This window comes from Paracoccus salipaludis (assembly GCF_002287065.1).
Classification (GTDB): domain Bacteria; phylum Pseudomonadota; class Alphaproteobacteria; order Rhodobacterales; family Rhodobacteraceae; genus Paracoccus; species Paracoccus salipaludis.
On record NZ_NSJZ01000060.1, the window covers coordinates 1 to 1,843 of the forward strand.

Annotated in this window: 3 protein-coding genes; 1 reads left to right on the forward strand and 2 read right to left on the reverse strand. The window is 52.8% G+C overall.

Annotated elements, in window-relative coordinates:
• The first annotated feature begins 12 nt into the window (after nucleotides 1–12).
• On the forward strand, nucleotides 13–135 hold the full coding sequence (locus CK240_RS19545) for a BrnA antitoxin family protein (RefSeq protein ID WP_420818636.1): 123 nt from the start codon (nucleotides 13–15) through the stop codon (nucleotides 133–135).
• Between the two features lie 36 nt (nucleotides 136–171).
• On the opposite strand, the gene CK240_RS18440 is transcribed toward CK240_RS19545, so the two are convergent.
• Nucleotides 172–1,086, reverse strand: coding sequence for a hypothetical protein (locus CK240_RS18440; protein WP_135058911.1), 915 nt, complete (start codon nucleotides 1,084–1,086; stop codon nucleotides 172–174).
• Between the two features lie 66 nt (nucleotides 1,087–1,152).
• Nucleotides 1,153–1,539 (reverse strand): hypothetical protein, encoded by a 387-nt coding sequence (locus CK240_RS18445; RefSeq protein WP_135058913.1) that lies wholly within the window; start codon nucleotides 1,537–1,539, stop codon nucleotides 1,153–1,155.
• Nucleotides 1,540–1,843 lie beyond the last annotated feature (304 nt).

Genomic DNA, 1,843 nt, shown 5'->3' on the forward strand with positions numbered 1-1,843 from the left:
ATCAAACAGCAGATCACGGCGCGACTGGATACCGATGTGCTGGCTTGGCTGAAAGCCGGGGGACAGGGCTATCAGACCCGCATGAACGCGATCCTGCGTCGCGCCATGATGGCCGAGCTCGGCCGCCGCGGCTGAGTCGAACGGGCAGATCCGCTCCCAATCGGGCGGCAGCTAACAGGCTGTTACTTTCGGCGTTGCGCTCGAAACAAATTGCAAACTTTTATTTAGATCAAGTTGAGGAAATTCTGGGTGCTGATAGTGAATAAGTGAGCGATCAAAGTATGGCTCAGTATCAATCTCTGTATCCAGCAGTGTAATACTTATATCGACCAAGTTGTGCGCCTTGGGCGATTCTGTGTGAATCGTGATTTCTAAGGGTCCATCAGGATGGGTTACAGCAAGATAACCACCGCTTGCCAAGAGTTCAGGGTTGCCACCCGCTACTCTTGTATGTCTTTGTTTATTAACACCTATGCTGACCACTGCCGCAACACCTTCCGCTAATTCTACTTTCCTTCCGTTTAGTATTGTTGCTGTCCCTATCAGGAAATCATCAACGTTAGCTGAGTTTAAGCCGGAACTTTTGAACGCCCCTTTCAGCTCTCTCTTAACTTTACCAGCTTGGAATGCAGCATTAACGCCTATCAACCCGCTAAAGAAATTTACTACGTCGTAGAACTCAAAGGGATTCGGTGCTTCAATCTTCTTGGGGAAGGGCTCCCTACTGGGAAACCAAGAATTGATCTTTCTTTTTAATTCAACCTTAGACATATTAAGGTTCTTTTTTAATTTTGCTGGACTGTAGTATTCTACTTTTCTTTCAAGGTAAGGCTTTAACCACCATTCACAATCTCCTGTGAATTCTAACGCTTCCCTGTCTGTTCCTTGATATTTTTGAAAAAATGCGACTTGTGAGTACACTCCAATTACGGCGTCGAAGGAATTTCCTTTATCTCGTATCGGATGGGCTATGAAGTCTCCAACTTCCCGAATAAATGGCCCAAAGTCGAACCTCTTTTCTATATAGAACGCCTTTATGTCGGAGTCGGTGTAATTTCCTGAATTCAACCGTGTGAGATACGCCACTAATCTACTCCTTCGGAAGTTCTGTCCCGCGCTGCGGCCTCTTGGGAAACAAAGAATTCCCAAGAGTTAGAGGCTTTTTCTGCGCCAAGGCCACCACCTAGGCCCTTTAGTAGAGGCAGAAGGACGCTGATCGGTCAGCAAGGCAGTAGCCTGCTGCCGCCAGCGGTCCCGGTCCTCCTTCAGATCGGCTGAAATCTCACGCTCACGGCTCAGCATGGCTTCCAGTGCTGTGATGCGTTCGAGCAAGCGGGTTCCGTGTGGGTCCGCATCGCGTCGTTTCGCACCCTCATTGGGTTCCACGTCGAACGCTCGCGCCAGCTCTGCCGGATCAATCGAGTAGCTGCCGTCCTCGTGCCGGTTCGCGCTGAGTTTTCCGGTTTTTATGGCTCTGTTGATGGTGGACTTGCTCTTGCCCGTCAGCTTCGCGGCTTGGGAAAGGGAGAGTTCCGGCATGGTTCCGCACCGCGTCATTTTGAGGTTCCTGAGAGAACCCCCTGTCCATGAGCGGAGAAGGCAGCGCGAGCAAGGTCGGCTTCGCGTCGAGGCACGGTGAAGGTCCCGGCCTTGAAAGTGCGCCCCACCCGGTCCGCCCAAGTCTCGCGCTCGGCGTGGGTGAGTCCGTGCCACCATGTCAGGGCCGGTTCCGCTTGGGGTTCTGCTACGATTAAGGGCGGGGCGTCGTCCGTGTCCTGCTGGCGGCGGCGGGCGCCCCGGTGGCGTTTATTCTCGGCTGCGGTCTCGGCCGCGTCATGGGGGT

Coding starts and splice junctions, on each gene's coding strand:
- CK240_RS18445 (WP_135058913.1), bottom strand. CDS start 1,539: ATGCCGGAACTCTCCCTTTCCCAAGCCGCGAAGCTGACGGGCAAGAGC.